Source organism: Wolbachia endosymbiont (group A) of Oxytorus armatus (genome assembly GCF_964027005.1).
In the GTDB taxonomy this organism is placed as follows: domain Bacteria; phylum Pseudomonadota; class Alphaproteobacteria; order Rickettsiales; family Anaplasmataceae; genus Wolbachia; species Wolbachia pipientis.
Map to the genome: position 1 here is coordinate 1,344,289 of NZ_OZ034719.1, position 16,098 is coordinate 1,360,386.

Sequence of the window (16,098 nt, forward strand, 5' to 3'; positions counted from 1 at the left end):
ACTCAGCTATATTAAAATAGCATATGGAGAAGGTAATAGCCTGATATCAGGCTATTACCTTTTTTATTAAAGCAATCCGTTCTCTTCACCAGTAATATGGAGTAATGGAGGAGCTTCTCCAATATCTGGAATCGAATTCCTAAGATCTGCAAGTTCACTATCTATACTACTTGTCTTGCTGTCTATACTATCTATGGTTGATGATAATTGTGTTATTATACCACTTTGAATTGCACTATCCATATTTTCGTCATACTTATTAATGCTGTTTATCAAGCCATCATAAAAATTTTTAAGGTGCTTTATGGTCAATGTAATTTGTGGCATCTTATCAATCTCTTCTTGTGTCATATCTTTAGTTATATCAAATTCTTCCTTTGTTTTACCACTGACAATCTTCTTTATTACTGGCTTTTCGAAGCTTGGTTTATCAAACGCCGGTTTCTGAAGTTGCAATGCATTATTTGATTCAACTTCTTCACTAGAATATAATTTTATATTTTTATTCATAATAGTTACCTCCTATAAAAAAACTACTTATCTTTATAAATCATTACTATACAAATAACAGTGAGTCATTATTAATATCTACTATTGTAAAATCTGGAGCTTCTGCAATGCCTGGCATATCGTCCTTGATTTGCTTGAGCATCTCAATCATTTCCTTGTTCTGTTTACTCTGCTCGTCAAGCTTACTCCTTTCTTCTGTTAGCATGTCATTTAATTGACTGATAGAGTTGCTATTGTTATGCAATACATCATCCAATTCAGGAACGAATTTCGTGTTCAGCTCTGCGATTAATTTATCTAAAGCTTTGTGGACATAACCAAGCTGCGCTGGATTTCGCGCAACTGTTTCATCATAACCTTTAGGTTTGGTGTTAACTTCTATTTTGCTTATTACTTTAAGTTCGTTTTTGCTTTCTTGTTTACTATTATTCATGCTAACTCCTATAAAAAATTATACTTTTAAAATCAACTCAGCTATATTGAAACGATATGTAGAGAGAGTAACAGCCTGCTAGCAAGCTGTTACTCTCTTAACTACTACAATATATCAGGATGGGTTGGTGCTGTCCATTCATCTTGATCTATGTCTATGTCCTCACCACCAGATTTTTCTGATTTTAGTTGTTTTATCTCTTCTTGCAAATCATTAAGCTTTTTTATTAAATCTTTATTATTGTTACCAACCTCTTCAATTAGGTTGCCAAGTTTACCTTTCTCTGTTTCTAGATTAACGTTTAATGCGCCAAGAGACTCTTTATTAGAGTGCAGCACATCGTCCAAATTAGGAACAAACCCATCATTTAGGTCTTTGACTAATTTATCGAAAATCTTGTGAACATAACTAACTTGTGCATTATTTTCTTTCTGTTTCTCAAAAGATGAAGGTCTATGTTTAACTTCTATTTTGTCCATTATTTTGAAATTGCTTACATTCTTCTGTTCACTGTAATCACTCATATTAACTCCTATAAAAAATTAAAATTTCAAAGTTAGCTAAACTACATATAGGTAATCTTCCAAAATTTCCTAAATTCCATACTCACTCTGAATATACTCTCCCATCATCGTCAATTCAGTATCAATACCTTGAAAATATGGGGCTTGCCATCCCTCTTCATCTATATTTATGTCCTCATCACCTGTTCCTTTAAGCTTGTCGAGTATCTCAATCATTTTCTCGTTCTGTTTACTCTGCTTTTCAAGTTCCCCTTTTAATGCATCAATAATAGCTTTAGACTGATCCTTACTGCCGAGATCACCAATCACAGCTGTCACTTTCTCATAAGGCAGTTTGTGAATGATGTCTTTAAGCTCTTCTGCACCTACGTTATCCAAAAGTTCTTTAAACTGCTCATTAGACATATTGCGAGCAAAAGCTTGAAGTTTGTCTGGGTTGTCAACTAAAGACTTAATGATAATCTGAATCTTATTAGAATCAGTTAAATCCTGAGCAATTGCTTCGAGTTTCTCAGGATCAAGCTTATTAACTAAGTCTTTCAGTTGTTCTTCTTGCAGACTATTTACTAAAGCTTTCAACTGGTCACCTTCTAATTCTTTAGAAAGTATTGTCAAGTGGTGCTCAGCCAAGTCTTTTGCAAGCACTGTAAATTGCTCGTCATTTAAAGTTTTAATAAGTGCTTTGAACTGATCCACTTTTAAGTGAGGTAAAATTTCTTTTACTTGCTCTGGATTTAAGTCTCTAACTAGAGCTTCAAGCTGAGCATCATTTAAAATAGGAACAATTATTTGTAATTTTTCTGGATTTAGTTCCTGAGCAAGAGTTTGTAATTGGTGGTTGGTTAGATGATCTACTAAAGCTTGGAGTTGGTTATCTGTTAAGTTCTTTGCTAAGGTCTGTAGTTGGCTTGAGCTCAGTTCAGGAATTATTTTTTGCAGTTGCTCGTTACTAAGAGTATTGGTAAGAGTTTTTAGTTGGTCGTCTGTTAGGCCCTGAATAAAAACTTTGGTAAACGTGCTTGATAGCAACAGTAGCACATCTCTTATATGTCTCTCACCGTAGTATAACATAATGTCTTGTAATACCTCATTGTCAGGTGAATCGATTATATTTCCTGCCTCGTCTGAAAAATAATATTTATTGTTGCCAGTATCTGAATCTTCCCATGTTACATATTTGTATTCCAATTTTTTTGATTTAATAGAACTGCTACACATAGTTTTGAAAGGCTGCACAAGCTCTCTTGTATATGATAACTTAGCCAACTCATTACCGTAATATACAAATGTATGGTTACTTTTTACATAATCTAAGTTAGAATCACTTTTATAATCTTTGGCTACCAGATTTCCTTCATTTTCTTCCTCCAGACATATGTAACTGTCTAGGCAAGAACTGCTGCAAAGTTTTATAGGCAATAAGCCTAGTACTACATCGTTTTTATCATCCAGCGATACAAGCTCAACTTTTTTAATAGGCATTGTAGGATCATTACCTTCAGGCCACTTTATCCTTGTAGTCGGGGTTTTTCTAAACACCTCTTTTCCAGGTATCATCTTAAAAACATGCTTTTTTCCACTCATAGGCGTTACCAATAAATTAATTGTTAGTATTCTAACATTTATTGATTAATTTATTGTTAAGTTAGTATATATTACAATTGTAATAACCAACATTACTTGTGTAGAGAAAAGTTACGAAAAGAAATAGAGATTTTCAGGGAAATAGTATAAAATCCTCATAGATTAAAATAAGCTGCTTTGACAGGTTTTGTGGCGGCTAGAGCTGTATAGACTGGTGGAGGCAAGCGGGATCGAACCGCTGACCTTCTGCGTGCAAAACAGATGCTCTACCAGCTGAGCTATACCCCCAGGTAATTCTTGCTTAAAGCATAAATCACTCAGGCTGAAATGCAAGAAATATTTATCTATTAGGCTATTGCTAAATAGTGTACAAATTCTGCAGGGTGTACACACTTCTCTATTTTTTTGTCTCCTTAGCGTTATACGTCACACCATCCAAATAAATCTGTGAACTGAAAATTAACAAGAAGTTTTCCTTTAAAAATTTTTTAACTAAATTATCACTAACACAGTATATTATATAATTTATTTAACCACACATGAAAATTTTAGTTTGATTAAAACGGATAAAAACTGTATTGATGTTTAGTATAGCTGAAAAATGAAATGATCCCGTAGCTCAGCCGGTAGAGCAACTGACTTTTAATCAGTGGGTCACGCGTTCGAATCGCGTCGGGATCACTCACAAATTTTGAAAAACATGCTAAAAGAACAAGACAAAATATTCACCAACCTAAATGGTAAAGGAACTCCACTACTTGAGGGTGCAAAAAAACGTGGTAGCTGGCAAAAAACAAAGGAATTACTGGATTTAGGATCAGAAAAGATCATTGATGAAGTAAAGAAATCTGGTTTGAGAGGTCGAGGGGGTGCAGGATTTTCCACCGGCCTTAAGTGGAGCTTTATGCCCAAAAATCTCCCAAAAGCATATTTAGTAGTCAATGCAGATGAGTCAGAACCTGGTACATGTAAAGATAGAGATATATTGCGATATGAGCCACATAAGTTACTTGAGGGAATTCTCCTGGCCGGCAAAGCGATCAGCGCATCAGTTGCATATATTTATATCAGGGGTGAATTTTATAATGAATATTTAGTTCTAAAAAAAGCACTTGAGGAAGCCTATAAAGAAGGTTTAATTGGAAAAAATGCCTGCAAATCAGGTTATGATCTTGATGTGTTTATCCATAGGGGCGCAGGAGCTTACATATGTGGGGAAGAAACAGCTCAACTCGAATCAATTGAAGGAAAAAAGGGCTTTCCTCGCATGAAGCCTCCATTTCCCGCAGGTGTTGGACTTTTTGGCTGCCCAACCACAATAAACAACGTTGAAACTATAGCCATGGTTCCAGATATTCTGAATCGCGGAGGAGAATGGTTTGCATCTCTTGGTAAACCAAATAATACTGGTACCAAGGTCTTTTGTATTTCAGGGCACGTAAACAACCCGTGTAATGTTGAAGAAGAGCTCGGAATTCCATTACGTGAATTAATTGAAAAATACGCAGGTGGAGTGCGAGGAGGTTGGGATAATTTACTTGCTGTAATACCTGGTGGGTCTTCAGTGCCATTAATTCCAAAATCTATATGTGATACTATTGAAATGGATTTTGATTCATTAAGAACTGCACAATCAGGGCTTGGTACTGCTGCTGTAATAGTGATGAATAAATCAACTGATATAATAGCTGCAATAGAGAGGTTATCACACTTTTATATGCATGAGTCCTGTGGACAATGCACACCATGCCGTGAAGGTACTGGATGGATGTGGAGGATTATGAAGAGGATGGTGGCAGGAGATATTAAGCCTGATGAAATAGATAAGCTGCTTGACCTTACAACTCAAATAGAAGGACATACAATTTGCGCACTTGGCGATGCTGCAGCTTGGCCGATTCAAGGATTAATAAGACATTTTCGCCATGTTATCAAAGAGAGAGCGATAATTTAACTTTACTTATACTTCTTAAGCCGTTTTGCTACTTAGCAACCAGAGCTAAAAAATATTGATTCCCTTCTCTTTTAGGTGCCAATTCTACCTTTGCGATATCTTCAGTGTCTCGAATTAGCCGTTCTAATTTTTCCAGTCCAACTTCAGTGTTTATAAGCTCTCTCCCTCTAAATCTCATTGTGACTTTAATTTTATGTCCGTGGGCAAGTAAGTCTCTTGCTTGACGCAATTTTGTTCCGTAATCGTGATCACCAATATTGGGACCCAGTTTAATTTCTTTTATAGTTAATGTTTTTTGTTTCTTTTTTGCTTCACTTGCTTTCTTTTTTATATCATACTTTTGCTTGCTATAATCCAGAATTTTACATACTGGAGGGGTTGAATCAGGTGCAATTTCTACCAAGTCTAAACCAACACCCTGTGCAAGCTCCAAAGCTCGTTCTATTAGCACGATTCCGATCATTTCACCACTGTGATCAACTAAGCGTACCTCCTTAGCTGTGATGAATCCATTAATTCTGTTTTTATTGTTCTTTTTAACTTGCAAACTTTAACTCCCTTAATTCAAATTAATACTTTTTAACAACAATTCAATAGCCTTCTCCAAAGAAAAAGACTCCTGTCTTTCCGATCCTAAATTTCTCACTGACACAGTTTTACTTGTAACTTCATTTTTGCCTACAATCCACAATATAGGAACCTTGTTTGAACTATGCAAACGTATCTTATAACTAATTTTTTCATTGGTCAAATCAGTCTTGACTCTCACACCTTGTTCTTTTAAAATATTGCTAATTTCTGTGGCGTAACCGTCAGCTTCATTTGTAATGGTCAGAATAGCAAGTTGCGTTGGAGCAAGCCAAACTGGAAATTTTCCTGCATAATTTTCTATCAAAATTCCGATAAAACGCTCAAAAGTCCCAAGAATTGCCCTATGTAACATGACAGGGTGATGCTTGTGCCCATCTGCCCCTATATAAAAAGCTCCCAGACGTTCTGGTAAAATGAAATCAACTTGCAATGTTCCACATTGCCAGCTTCTGCCTATTGCATCTTTCAAAACAAACTCTAGCTTTGGACCATAAAATGCACCTTCACCAGGGCTCAGTTCATAACTCAAGCCCGCTTCTTTAACGGCTTCAAGCAGCGCTTTTTCAGCTCTATCCCACACTTCATCATTACCTGCTCTAATATCTGGACGGTCTGAAAATTTCACAGAAATTTCATTAAATCCAAGCTCTGAATATACTTCTTTTAAAAGGTCACAAAACTTTATAGTTTCAGAATTCACTTGTTCTTCCATACAAAAAATGTGTGCATCGTCTTGCGTAAAACCACGCACTCGCATCAGTCCGTGCAATGAGCCTGAGCTTTCATTCCTATGACACGTACCAAATTCTGCCATACGTATCGGTAAATCACGATAGCTTCTGGTGTGAGAATTAAAAATCTGCACATGACAGGGGCAATTCATGGGTTTTATTGCTAGCTTTTTGCTTTCAGATTCATCAACAATAAACATATTTTCACGAAACTTATCCCAATGTCCAGATTTTTCCCACAGCTCTTTGCTTACTAAAATAGGAGTTTTTACCTCAAAATAGCCATTATTTATTAGCTTCTTTCTGATGTAAGACTCAAGAACATTATATAAAATATATCCTTGTTCATGCCAAAAAACCTGCCCGACAGCTTCCTCTTGGATGTGAAATAAATCCATATCCTTGGCAATTTTGCGGTGATCACGTTTCTCTGCTTCTTTGAGACACTCAAGATAAGCGTTTAATTCATCCTTATTTCTCCATGCTGTGCCATATATTCGCTGCAACATTGGGCCCTTTGCATCACCTCGCCAGTATGCACCCGCTACTTTCATAAGTTTAAACGCTTTAACTCTACCGGTTGATGGTGAGTGTGGACCACGGCATAGGTCAACAAAATCACCTTGCCTATAAACAGTTAGGTTTTCACCCTCTGGTATCGATGAGATAATATCAACCTTATATTTTTCGCCTATACCACTAAAGAAATCAACTGACTGCTTGCGAGTCCAAACTTCTCGAACAAATCTGTGGTTACTTTTTACAATCTCTTTCATTTTCTTTTCTATTGCGGTAAGATCGTCCGTAGTGAAGGTACGATCTGTAGCAAAATCATAGTAAAAACCGTCCTGAATTGTTGGGCCGATAGTAATCTGAGTATTAGGAAATAGCTCTTTCACTGCCTGCGCCATTATATGAGCAGCATCATGCCTTATTATATCTAAACCCACTTCGTCACTCAGTTGTATCACCTCTATCTCTGCATCAGCTTCAATTTCACGTGAGAGATCATGCAACTCACCATTTACCTTAAAGGCAATTGCTTCTTTCAAAACATCCGGTTGTAATATATCAAAGCCAGTAACTTTACCACTGTATTCTTTTACTTTTTGTTCGGCTGAAAAAGTAATCCTAATCATTTATCGACCCTTTTGTCTAACCCTCTCTTTGTCATCCCAGTGCGTGACACTGGGATCCATCTTATTTTTATAATGGAAATTAGTTTAACGTATGCTCCTAAAATCTGTTGTCCATTGCACAATTTGCAAATATTTTTATACCTGGACCCCAGTGTCAAGCACTGGGATGACACCTTTGTGTTTGAGGCAAAGCAGGCCATAACATTTAACATACTGCCCTCGCAAACAAATGTTCGTACAGTTGTGTATCAGCTACTTGGATGACACCACCCCTAGTGGGCACTGCCCCTAAATCATAATGGATAACAGGGTTATAAGCTCTGAACATTAATAATAAGGTCTATTCTTTTTTAACCTGAGTGCAATTGCGTCTTCCCAAATTTCACCATTACGCAATAACTTTTCTTTATTGTACATTAGCTCCTCTCTCGTTTCAGTAGCAAATTCAAAGTTAGGACCCTCCACAATTGCATCAACTGGACATGCCTCTTGGCAAAGTCCACAGTATATGCATTTTGTCATATCAATATCATAGCGCGTAGTGCGGCGACTACCGTCTTCTCTTTCCTCTGCTTCAATAACTATTGCTTGAGCAGGGCAGATAACTTCGCATAATTTACAAGCTATGCATCGTTCTTCACCGTTTGGATACCTACGCAACGCATGCTCACCACGAAACCTTGGACTTAAAGGGCCCTTCTCCATAGGATACCTCAAAGTAACCTTTGGCTTAAACATATATTTTAATGTAATAACAAACCCTTTAATTAACTCTACAAAAGACCAGTACCAAGCTAATTTCTTGAGCATAAAATATTTAAAACTTGTGTCAGTCATTATAAATCATATTATCAGTTTTCAAAATAAATATTTTCACCTGGGTGACTTTTTAGGTATTTTGGTTTCTTAAGTGTAATATTGCTAAGTAGTTTATATAAATAATGACAAACACAAATGAAACTATTTTCGCTTTATCGACCGTATTTGGTAAGTCAGGAGTTGCAGTAATTAGAATTTCAGGCAACTATGCGCTTAAAGCTTTAAATCATTTTCATATTAAGAAAGAAATTAAACCAAGATTTGCTACTTTAGTTGATCTATATGATGATTTCAATCAATTGATAGATAATGGAATAATCATCTATTTCCCTGCTCCAAACAGTTTCACTGGCGAGAATGTTATAGAGTTACAAGTGCATGGAAGTAAGGCAGTCATAAAAATCATCTTGGAGGAATTATCAAAAATTTTCGTTATGGCCAGGCCTGGAGAATTCTCACTTAGGGCTTTTCTAAATGGTAAATTTGACTTAACTCAAATAGAAGGAATTGCAGACTTAATTGACGCTGAGACGAAAATGCAAGCTAAACAAGCGATTAAGCAGATATCAGGAGAATTGGAGAGACTATACAGCAATTGGAGGCAAAGATTGATAACGATACAATCCAAAATCGAAGCATATATAGACTTTCCAGAGGACATTTGGGCAGAAAAAAGTGAGTTGGAAAAAATTAATAATGAAGTGCAATCTCTCGTGCGATTGATACAAGAGCATTTAAATGATAATAGACGGGGCGAAAGGTTGCGTGAGGGTTTACATATTGTAATAACTGGTGAACCAAATGTCGGTAAATCAACTCTGTTTAATTTCTTAGCCAAGCGTGATATTGCTATTGTTTCTGAATATGCAGGCACAACAAGAGATATACTTGAAGCTCATATTGACATTGGCGGATACCCAATCATTCTCTCTGATACTGCTGGAATTCGTGAGAGTTCAGATCCAATAGAATCAGAAGGTATAAGTCGAGCGAAAAAGAGGTCTTTTGAAGCTGATTTAAGAATAGAACTATTTCCTTTTGAACAGCGTCATAATATCAATTGCAACGTTGTAAATAGCGATACTATTTATGTATTGAGCAAAGCTGACGATGTTATCAATAATCACAATATAAAAATTAATGGCATAGATTTTCTACCTATTTCTATTTTAAAGGGAATAGGTACAAACAAATTGATCTCTCTCATAAAAGAGAAGGCAGAGGAAAAATTTGGGCATGATAGAGACACTCCTGTAATCACTCGGCAAAGACATAGGAATCACATGAAGAAAGCACTGGAACATTTACAACGTTTTAATATCGATAATCCAATTGAGTTGATATCTGAAGATTTGAGGCTTGCTGCATTTGAACTTGGTGCGGTGATTGGAATTATTAATGTTGAGGAAATATTGAGTAGTGTGTTTAGCAACTTTTGCGTGGGCAAGTAAAGCTTTTATAGATTGCTTAAAATCAAATGTTGTGATAGAAAAGAAATGGACGGATGGCCGAGCGGTTTAAGGCACCAGTCTTGAAAACTGACGTACGTGATGAGCGTACCATGGGTTCGAATCCCATTCCGTCCGCACAGCATCTCGCTATGCTAGCTGATTTTTAGAGCTTATTTGGACTATGTGGTTCATAACGCTGGAAATCTTGTCTAATCTAGCCACATCTTTTAAAAATACATCCCTTTGTAAATTGACCTTGTTAGCAAAGAAAGCTAATATCTATAAATAGATCACCATCTGAATATGAAAACCGATATAGTAATAATAGGTGCAGGACCTGTTGGAATATTCACTGCTTTTCAAGCGGGAATGCTTGATATGAGATGTCATGTAATAGATGTTTTGGATCAAGCAGGAGGACAATGCACAGCTCTTTACCCAGAAAAGCCAATATATGATATACCTGGTTATCCTGTAATTACTGCCCAAAAATTAATTGAGCAGCTAATGGAGCAAGCTTCGCCATTTAAGCCTATTTACCATTTAAATCAAAAAGTAGAAAAGATTTCAAATAACGAAGGTGAAAACTTTACTATCATAACGAACATAGGTACAGAGGTAAAATGCAAAGCCGTTATCATTGCTGCAGGTAACGGAATGTTTGAACCTAACCGTCCACCCTTAAGTGCTATATTAGAATATGAAAATCAATCTGTATTTTACAGTGTAAATAAAATTTCTGATTTTCAGGACAAAACTATAGTCATTGCAGGGGGGGGTGATTCTGCGGCTGATTGGACCGTAGAACTTTCTAAAGTTGCAAAGAAAATTTATGTGATACATAGAAGAAAGGAATTTCGCTGCACTCCTGAAACTAGAAATAAATTAGAATCACTTGAAAATGATGGAAAAATAGAACTGGTAGTGCCATATCAATTACACGAACTAGCAGGAAGTAATGGGCAGTTGAGCGCAGTGATAGTAAAAAACATTGCCTCTAAGGAAGAAAAAGAAATATCCGCTGATTTTTTGCTGCCATTTTTTGGATTGTCAATGAATCTTGGTCCAATAAACAATTGGGGTATACAGTTAGAACATAGCCGCATAGTTGTCGACCCAGCTACACTTAAAACCAGTAGGGATAGAATATATGCAATCGGAGATATAGCTACTTATTCAGGCAAACTAAAGTTAATATTAAGTGGTTTTGCCGAGAGCGCCATGGCTTGTTATGACATATACAAAGTAATCCACAACTCTCCAGTCAATTTTCAATATTCAACTTCAAAGGGAATTCACGGGAAAGAAAAACTTCCTTGACAAACCTCGCCAGCTCCCTTATCATGAAACTGAAGCTATTGTATTTGCTTTCGCCAATCTGCAGATTAAAAGGTAAGGATTACTTAATGTATCGGCGTCTTATGTTCAATTTTTTGCAGTATATAGATACTGTATGTCTTTACAAAACTTCATCTACATCTAGATTTTTATCTAAATAAGCTGAACGCGCTTACAAAGCGTTACAAGACATCAAAAAATGCCAATACTCGACAGAGATAGTAAAAGACTAGCTAACTCGGGGATTCTTTGTCTTTTTTTCTGCTTAGTAAATTTCTTAAACGTTTGCAGCGTAAGTTAGTTGCAATTAAAAGCAGCTTAATCTCGCTTGTCAAGCGTTTAAAACATAAAAAACGCCAATATTTTAAAGCGGATAATAACCCCAGGGCTTCTTTTGCCTTTTTTTTCATTTGGTAAATTTCTTAAATATTTGTGGCTAAACGACAACCGTCATCCCGCTGCTTGTTAGCGGGATCTAGAGATACCGCGAATGAATCGCGGTATGACGTAGGACTGCTGTCATTCCAGTGCTCCTTTTTTTGTCATCCGAGTAGCTGACACTGGGATCCAGGAAACTTAACTTTACACCAGGTGAATGTACAATAAGAACTGGATTCCAGACTGGAATGACACCGAAGGGGCTACTGGGATGACAGGAGAAAGAGGTACTGGAATGACAAGAGAGGGTACTTGGGTGACAGGAGGTAATGCAGGAAGTCTAATAGTGCAGCAACACGGAACCCCAGGTCAGGCCTGCACCTATTGAAATCAGCAGTACCAGATTTCCTGATTTTATTTTTGATTCTTGTATTGCATAGTCTAAGGCCAGTGGAATTGATGCCGCTGAGGTGTTTGCATGCTTATCAACGGTATTAATCACTTTCTCTATAGGAAAATCTAATTTCTTTACTACTGCTTCAATAATACGAATGTTTGCTTGATGGGGAATTAACCAGTCAATATCAGTGATTTTCAAATTATTGCATTTCAGAGTTTCCTCTACTGAGGCTGTTAACTTATCCACTGCATGTTTAAACACTTCTCTTCCATTCATGCATATTTTTCCAGAATCACCAGTAGAGGATACCCCTCCGTTCGTACATAGTATGTCCACATTGCCGTCAGAGTATAAGTTTGTTGATATGATGCCGCTTCTACCCATTTCTGATTTCATCACCACTGCACCAGCACCATCACCAAAGAGTACACAAGTTGACCTATCTTCCCAATCAACAATCCTAGACATTATTTCAGCACCTATAACCAATGCATATTTAATTCTATTGTTAGATTTTATGAGCGAATCAGCAACTGTAACTGCATATATAAAACCAGAGCATGCTGCTTGTACATCAAAAGCAAATGCGTTTTTACATTTTAACTTACTTTGTACAATCGTTGCACAGCTAGGAAAAGTTTTATCAGGAGTTGTTGTAGCAACTATAATCAAGTCAATTTCATCTACTGAAATTTTAGCTTTTTCTATAGCACTTTTTGCTGCATTTACAGCTAGATCTGACGTTAGTTCTCCTTCATCTGCTATATGCCTTTGAACTATTCCTGTTCTCTGCCTTATCCATTCATCGCTCGTCTCAACTATCGATGCAATTTCGTTGTTACTCAACATTTTTCTTGGTAGGTAAGATCCAGTGCTTAATATGAAACTTTTATTCAATATGACTTACCCCGTTAATTATCTTTTGATTTAAATTTTCACTAATTGCATTTACTGCAAATTTTATGGCATGGGCAAAAGAAATAGCATCAGAATTTCCATGACTTTTAATGATGATACCATTCAGCCCTAAAAACATAGCTCCACTTCTAATTTTGGGATTAAAACGCGTTAAAGCTTTATTTAGTTTGGATTTTAACAATATACCAACAAGCATTTTCGCTATCCACGAATTGAATACTTCCTGCTTTATTAGATTGATAAAGGTACTAGCGGTTGCCTCAGCCGTTTTGAGCATTACATTGCCAACAAAACCATCAGCAACAATCACATCTATATTACCCTCTAAAAATTCACTTGCCTCTATATACCCTTTGAAATTAATGCTTGGAGCGTTTTTAAGCAACTCAAAAGCGCCGCGCACTGAGTCATTACCTTTAACTTCTTCTGTGCCGATATTTAGCAAAGCAACTTCAGGATTGTCAATTTTTAATGCTATTTTTGCAAATATACTACCCATTAACGCAAATTGAAATAATGAGTCGGCATTACAATCAACATTTGCACCAAGGTCAAGCAAAGCGAAGCTTTTTGTCTTAGTTGGACAGATAGAGGCAATAGCAGGACGATAAATGTTTGGTAATGTTCCTAAAATAAATCTGGAAATTGCCATCAATGCTCCGGTGTTGCCTGAAGATACCACTCCGAAAGCTTTACCTTCTTTCACTGCAACAATTGCAGCTTTCATACTTGAGTCTTTACGATGTCTCAGCGCAAAAGATGGCTTATCATTTGCAAGAACATTGTCAGAACAATGAGTAAACTCAGAATTGTTACTTACTTTTTTATATTTCAAAAGCAAAGGAGATACTTCTTCCTTATCTCCATAAATATGAAAAAAAACTTTAATGCCTGGGTCAACAAGGTTGTCTAAAAAAAAACCAGCACCCTGAATTACGGAAAGAGGCGCAAAATCGCCCCCCATAGCGTCAAGTGCAATAACTATATTATTATTGACCGTAGGTAACATATCATAATAGTCACTCCGCCTGTTGCTTGATGAAAACCCGTTTTCCTTTGTAACTGCCATCAACTGCTACGTTATGAGGCAACATGAATTCCCCAGTTGTTGAACACACCACAATATTCTTAGGCTCAATAGCATGATGAGAACGATGCATATTACGCCTTGACTTTGACTTTTTTCTTTTTGGAACTGCCAAAATTTCCTCCATTCTACTACAAAATACAATACATTAGTAACATGTTTTTTACAGGAAGTAAACAGGGATAGTAAAATAAGTAAGGTTTGCTTATGTAATTGAGTTCTATAGCTAAAGTGGCTCTACAATTTGAAAAACCGTCATTCCGCTACTCGTTAGCGGAATCTATACCGCGAATGAATTGCGGTATGACGTAGGGAAACCTTTCTTGGGTTAAGCTTTAAATTAAAACATCAAGTATATTGAACTTAAAACATATCTCAGCTATACTTTGTGATAAAGTTAATAAAAATTTTAATAAAATCAGTAACTCTAGCTAAAATGAATACAAAGTGAGCTTTTTTGATATAAATAGTGTTAGAATAATTGGTAGGTACTTTATCAATTTTTTGTTAAGGCTTGGTAGTGCATTCATATTTTTTATTCAATCTCTATACCACTGCCTTGTGCCACCATATTATTTTAGCAACATAGCAAGACAAATTATAGAGATAGGCTTTTTCTCTCTGCCAATTGTTGGGCTCACTGGAGTTTTTATAGGAGCGGCAATAGTTTTACAAAGTAGCTTGAGTGACCCATTAATTAACCAAGAACAGATAATACCCAAACTTGTTACGATCACTATCATTAAAGAGTTAGGACCAGTTTTGATCAGCTTAATAATGGTAGGAAAGGTTGGATCATCAGTTGCAGCAGAAATTGGTACAATGCGCATCACCGAGCAAATAGATGCACTTACAACCTTGAACATCAACCCTTTTAAATATTTAATTGCACCAAGGATTTTAGCGTCAATCATAGTATTTCCCATACTTACAGTATGTGCAGATTTAATAGGAATATTTGGAGGATGTATCACTGCAGTCTTCGAATTTAACCACAATTTAAATATATACATTAAACACACAGCTCAGTTCTTTAATACGTATGATTTTATAACTGGGCTAATAAAAGCAACTGTATTTGGCGCCATAATTTCTGTCTCAAGCTGCTATTACGGTTACCATTGCAAAGAAGGTGCACGAGGAGTAGGTGTTGCTACAACATCAACTGTTGTTTTATCGTCCATACTGATCATTTTAGCAAACTACATGATTACTTTGATACATGCGTAACCCCATAATATCAATATCGAACTTAAGCTTATCTTTTGATGACAGGACAGTACTAAAAGATCTAAATTTTGATATATTAAAAGGGGAATCATTAGTCATACTTGGTGGCTCAGGAAGCGGCAAATCTGTATTAACAAAAACAATTATCGGCTTGCTTGCTCCAGACTCAGGGTCTGTTAAAATAAATAGTAAAAGCAAAAATAAATTTGGGGTTTTATTTCAAAATTCCGCTTTATTTGACTACGTTACAGTGTGGGAAAATATATCTTTTAATTATAAAAAGCGCTTTAATATCAGCAAAAAAGAGGCAAAACAGCTAGCAATCGAGAAGTTAAATGATGTTGGACTAGAGGAAAGCATAGCAGATATGTTTCCAATAGAGCTATCAGGTGGAATGAAAAAAAGAGTGGCACTTGCAAGGGCGATTGCACACAATCCAGAAATCATTATTTTGGATGAACCAACTTCAGGATTGGACCCAATTATGTCAGATATAGTAAACGAGATAATAATAAAATTATCTAGAGATCTTAACCCTACAATTATCACGATTACACATGATATTCATAGCGCATTTAAAATAGCTGATAAAATAGCAGTATTATATGAAGGGGAGATCATTTCCCATGGAACTGTTCAGGAAATACAAAATACTAATAACGAATATATAAAAAAATTCATTCGTTATATATAGCTAAAGATATATACACTATTGCTAACAGTCATATTTTTAAGTTTTAACTTTGTAAAAGGTAGTGGACATTGGAATTCAGATTTTTTTCAAACTGGATCCTATAGCTAACACGTCATACCGCGATTCATTCGCGGTATCTCGGCATAGATTCCGCTAACTAGTAGCGGAATGACGAATTTGTCGTTTTTCAAATTGTCGTAAGTCAATTTAGCTATATATAGGATGGCAGAAATTACTTGTATTAGCTATATTCAAAAGCTCTATTGATATTTTGCAATATTTGTGATAAAATAATAGCTTAAGGTTGAGAGTAAAAA

General features: G+C 36.1%; 17 protein-coding genes and 3 tRNA genes. 8 read left to right on the forward strand and 12 right to left on the reverse strand.

What is annotated here, in order from left to right; translation table 11 throughout:
- Window positions 1-66: 66 nt before the first annotated feature.
- From AAGD79_RS06625 to AAGD79_RS06645, 5 genes are all read right to left on the reverse strand, one after another.
- Window positions 67-510 (reverse strand): hypothetical protein, encoded by a 444-nt coding sequence (locus tag AAGD79_RS06625; protein WP_077188372.1) that lies wholly within the window; start codon window positions 508-510, stop codon window positions 67-69.
- Between the two features lie 46 nt (window positions 511-556).
- A complete protein-coding gene (locus tag AAGD79_RS06630) occupies window positions 557-943 on the reverse strand; it encodes a hypothetical protein (protein ID WP_341811350.1) in 387 nt (128 codons plus the stop codon).
- A 104-nt stretch (window positions 944-1,047) separates the two neighbouring features.
- Window positions 1,048-1,467 (reverse strand): hypothetical protein, encoded by a 420-nt coding sequence (locus AAGD79_RS06635; protein WP_341811351.1) that lies wholly within the window; start codon window positions 1,465-1,467, stop codon window positions 1,048-1,050.
- 69 nt (window positions 1,468-1,536) lie between these two features.
- Window positions 1,537-3,051 (reverse strand): magnesium transporter MgtE N-terminal domain-containing protein, encoded by a 1,515-nt coding sequence (locus AAGD79_RS06640; protein WP_341811352.1) that lies wholly within the window; start codon window positions 3,049-3,051, stop codon window positions 1,537-1,539.
- 212 nt (window positions 3,052-3,263) lie between these two features.
- Window positions 3,264-3,339 (reverse strand) — tRNA-Ala (locus AAGD79_RS06645).
- Window positions 3,340-3,659: 320 nt separating this feature from the next.
- Between AAGD79_RS06645 and AAGD79_RS06650 the strand changes: the two genes are divergently transcribed.
- Window positions 3,660-3,732, forward strand: a tRNA-Lys gene (locus tag AAGD79_RS06650).
- 19 nt (window positions 3,733-3,751) lie between these two features.
- Complete coding sequence (gene nuoF, locus AAGD79_RS06655) at window positions 3,752-5,005, forward strand: NADH-quinone oxidoreductase subunit NuoF (protein WP_010962959.1); 1,254 nt, start codon at window positions 3,752-3,754, stop codon at window positions 5,003-5,005.
- 28 nt (window positions 5,006-5,033) lie between these two features.
- Here the strand turns inward: nuoF and infC are convergent, their stop codons facing one another.
- From infC to nuoI, 4 genes are all read right to left on the reverse strand, one after another.
- Complete coding sequence (gene infC, locus AAGD79_RS06660) at window positions 5,034-5,552, reverse strand: translation initiation factor IF-3 (RefSeq protein WP_151807803.1); 519 nt, start codon at window positions 5,550-5,552, stop codon at window positions 5,034-5,036.
- Between the two features lie 12 nt (window positions 5,553-5,564).
- Window positions 5,565-7,466, reverse strand: a complete 1,902-nt coding sequence (thrS, locus tag AAGD79_RS06665; RefSeq protein WP_265043322.1) for a threonine--tRNA ligase — start codon at window positions 7,464-7,466, stop codon at window positions 5,565-5,567.
- The gene (locus tag AAGD79_RS06670; protein WP_144054593.1) at window positions 7,463-7,678 is read right to left on the reverse strand and encodes a hypothetical protein; all 216 of its coding nucleotides are present in this window, start codon (window positions 7,676-7,678) and stop codon (window positions 7,463-7,465) included. Before AAGD79_RS06670 ends, thrS begins: the two co-directional genes overlap by 4 nt.
- Window positions 7,679-7,793: 115 nt before the next feature.
- Window positions 7,794-8,276 carry an NADH-quinone oxidoreductase subunit NuoI gene (gene nuoI, locus AAGD79_RS06675; protein WP_174515692.1) on the reverse strand — a complete coding sequence of 161 codons (483 nt, stop codon included), beginning with the start codon at window positions 8,274-8,276 and terminating at the stop codon, window positions 7,794-7,796.
- Window positions 8,277-8,407: 131 nt separating this feature from the next.
- Here nuoI and mnmE point away from each other — a divergent pair, with 131 nt between their 5' ends.
- The 4 genes from mnmE to AAGD79_RS06695 all read left to right on the forward strand — a co-directional run bounded on the left by mnmE (window position 8,408) and on the right by AAGD79_RS06695 (window position 11,840).
- Window positions 8,408-9,736: a tRNA uridine-5-carboxymethylaminomethyl(34) synthesis GTPase MnmE gene (gene mnmE, locus AAGD79_RS06680; RefSeq protein ID WP_341811353.1), complete on the forward strand. Its 1,329-nt coding sequence runs from the start codon at window positions 8,408-8,410 to the stop codon at window positions 9,734-9,736.
- A gap of 47 nt (window positions 9,737-9,783) precedes the next feature.
- Window positions 9,784-9,871 (forward strand) — tRNA-Ser (locus AAGD79_RS06685).
- A 168-nt stretch (window positions 9,872-10,039) separates the two neighbouring features.
- Window positions 10,040-11,056 carry an NAD(P)/FAD-dependent oxidoreductase gene (locus AAGD79_RS06690; protein WP_341811354.1) on the forward strand — a complete coding sequence of 339 codons (1,017 nt, stop codon included), beginning with the start codon at window positions 10,040-10,042 and terminating at the stop codon, window positions 11,054-11,056.
- Between the two features lie 613 nt (window positions 11,057-11,669).
- Window positions 11,670-11,840, forward strand: a complete 171-nt coding sequence (locus AAGD79_RS06695; protein ID WP_341811355.1) for a hypothetical protein — start codon at window positions 11,670-11,672, stop codon at window positions 11,838-11,840.
- Here the strand turns inward: AAGD79_RS06695 and AAGD79_RS06700 are convergent.
- The 3 genes from AAGD79_RS06700 to rpmF are packed head-to-tail and all read right to left on the reverse strand — an operon-like array spanning window position 11,793 to window position 13,972.
- Entirely contained in the window at window positions 11,793-12,749 is a 957-nt protein-coding gene (locus tag AAGD79_RS06700) for a beta-ketoacyl-ACP synthase III (protein WP_141456654.1), read from the reverse strand. The genes AAGD79_RS06695 and AAGD79_RS06700 overlap by 48 nt on opposite strands.
- Complete coding sequence (gene plsX / locus AAGD79_RS06705; RefSeq protein ID WP_341811648.1) at window positions 12,742-13,779, reverse strand: phosphate acyltransferase PlsX; 1,038 nt, start codon at window positions 13,777-13,779, stop codon at window positions 12,742-12,744. The genes AAGD79_RS06700 and plsX overlap by 8 nt, the downstream gene beginning before the upstream one ends.
- Before the next feature lie 10 nt (window positions 13,780-13,789).
- Window positions 13,790-13,972, reverse strand: a complete 183-nt coding sequence (gene rpmF, locus AAGD79_RS06710; protein ID WP_041573607.1) for a 50S ribosomal protein L32 — start codon at window positions 13,970-13,972, stop codon at window positions 13,790-13,792.
- A gap of 332 nt (window positions 13,973-14,304) precedes the next feature.
- On the opposite strand from rpmF, the gene AAGD79_RS06715 reads away from it, so the two are divergent.
- Entirely contained in the window at window positions 14,305-15,087 is a 783-nt protein-coding gene (locus tag AAGD79_RS06715; RefSeq protein WP_015589313.1) for an MlaE family ABC transporter permease, read from the forward strand.
- On the forward strand, window positions 15,080-15,781 hold the full coding sequence (locus tag AAGD79_RS06720; RefSeq protein ID WP_265043331.1) for an ABC transporter ATP-binding protein: 702 nt from the start codon (window positions 15,080-15,082) through the stop codon (window positions 15,779-15,781). The genes AAGD79_RS06715 and AAGD79_RS06720 overlap by 8 nt, the downstream gene beginning before the upstream one ends.
- Window positions 15,782-16,098: the final 317 nt, after the last annotated feature.

What these genes read in the sequence shown, in the direction of transcription:
- AAGD79_RS06720 (WP_265043331.1), top strand. Translation starts at nt 15,080, where the DNA reads ATGCGTAACCCCATAATATCAATATCGAACTTAAGCTTATCTTTTGAT.
- AAGD79_RS06695 (WP_341811355.1), top strand. Translation starts at nt 11,670, where the DNA reads ATGTACAATAAGAACTGGATTCCAGACTGGAATGACACCGAAGGGGCT.
- AAGD79_RS06670 (WP_144054593.1), bottom strand. Translation starts at nt 7,678, where the DNA reads ATGTTAAATGTTATGGCCTGCTTTGCCTCAAACACAAAGGTGTCATCC.
- nuoF (WP_010962959.1), top strand. Translation starts at nt 3,752, where the DNA reads ATGCTAAAAGAACAAGACAAAATATTCACCAACCTAAATGGTAAAGGA.
- thrS (WP_265043322.1), bottom strand. Translation starts at nt 7,466, where the DNA reads ATGATTAGGATTACTTTTTCAGCCGAACAAAAAGTAAAAGAATACAGT.
- AAGD79_RS06625 (WP_077188372.1), bottom strand. Translation starts at nt 510, where the DNA reads ATGAATAAAAATATAAAATTATATTCTAGTGAAGAAGTTGAATCAAAT.
- AAGD79_RS06635 (WP_341811351.1), bottom strand. Translation starts at nt 1,467, where the DNA reads ATGAGTGATTACAGTGAACAGAAGAATGTAAGCAATTTCAAAATAATG.
- AAGD79_RS06630 (WP_341811350.1), bottom strand. Translation starts at nt 943, where the DNA reads ATGAATAATAGTAAACAAGAAAGCAAAAACGAACTTAAAGTAATAAGC.
- AAGD79_RS06640 (WP_341811352.1), bottom strand. Translation starts at nt 3,051, where the DNA reads ATGAGTGGAAAAAAGCATGTTTTTAAGATGATACCTGGAAAAGAGGTG.
- AAGD79_RS06690 (WP_341811354.1), top strand. Translation starts at nt 10,040, where the DNA reads ATGAAAACCGATATAGTAATAATAGGTGCAGGACCTGTTGGAATATTC.
- plsX (WP_341811648.1), bottom strand. Translation starts at nt 13,779, where the DNA reads ATGTTACCTACGGTCAATAATAATATAGTTATTGCACTTGACGCTATG.
- nuoI (WP_174515692.1), bottom strand. Translation starts at nt 8,276, where the DNA reads ATGCTCAAGAAATTAGCTTGGTACTGGTCTTTTGTAGAGTTAATTAAA.
- mnmE (WP_341811353.1), top strand. Translation starts at nt 8,408, where the DNA reads ATGACAAACACAAATGAAACTATTTTCGCTTTATCGACCGTATTTGGT.